1 protein-coding gene is annotated in these 1,008 nt (G+C 57.0%); it reads right to left on the bottom strand.

The window, feature by feature from the left end; all coding sequences use genetic code 11:
• The coding region (locus ACR0C6_RS21445; protein ID WP_480621133.1) for an ABC transporter permease at positions 1-681 on the bottom strand (681 nt) is incomplete at its 3' end.
• Between the last annotated feature and the right edge of the window lie 327 nt (positions 682-1,008).

Genomic DNA, 1,008 nt, shown 5'->3' with positions numbered 1-1,008 from the left:
CTGCGAAAACGGCATGTAGACGCGGGTGCGGTCGATGTCATAGCGACCGGCCGAAAACACATAGACAACGCGATAGGCATTCACGCGCGGCGACGTGCCAAAGGCGGTTTTGACCCCGTTGGGCGAGGTCAGTTTGACCACATCCCCGACAGTGGCCCCGATGCTGCGGGCCACACCCGATCCAATGGCGATGACATCCTCACCCGTCTGGAAGTCCGACAGGTCCCCCGCCGCCTGTTCCGCCTGCGCGATACCCGGCAGGTCGAGCAGATCGTCGGGTCGGATGCCAAACACCTCGACCCCGCTGCTGCTGTCGCGGTTGGTGATCAGCACCTGCCCCTTCACCAGCGGTGCGGCACGCTCAACTCCGGGCACCTGCGCTATGCGGTCGGTGCGTTCCTTGTAGTCGGCAATTGTTCGATCCACCCGGCCCTGCGCGTCAAATTCACCCGAGGAATAGACCGTCACATGCGCATTGGCGCCCAGAATGGTGCCGACGAATTCAGAGCGAAAACCTGAACGGACAGCCAGCGTTGCAATCAGCGCAAACACGGCAAGCGTGATCCCGATCAAAGAGATCCATGTCATCACGCTGACACCGCCTTCGGCCCAGCGCGCGCGCACATATCGCCAGGCGATTTTCCATTCAAAAGGGGCAAAGGGCGGGGGTGTCTTGGCCATGCCTGCTCCGGGTTTTTTTGTTTGCGGCGACCCTTTCGGCATTTCGCCCAATGGTCAAGCCGGTTGTCACTCTGAACTGGCTCCTCAGCCTGAATGAGCCGAATCGTTGCAGGACATGACCAAAATACACGTGCAAAACAGGTGTCTTCTAATTCGGGCGCTACACCATGAGTTGTGAAGCGCATCACAGACAGAAGGTGATTGTTTCAGGTATGACGTTAATCATCGCACATCGTGAGCCACTGAATCGTAAAGGCAACAATAAGTGCGAAATTTTATTACTCTTTTTGATTATTTTCAGAAACTTTGCCACCCTAACCATGGGGG

The organism is Ruegeria sp. AL12, assembly GCF_056540885.1.
Note: the sequence above shows the minus strand (reverse complement) of the source record. Positions and strands in the feature narration are given on the sequence as shown.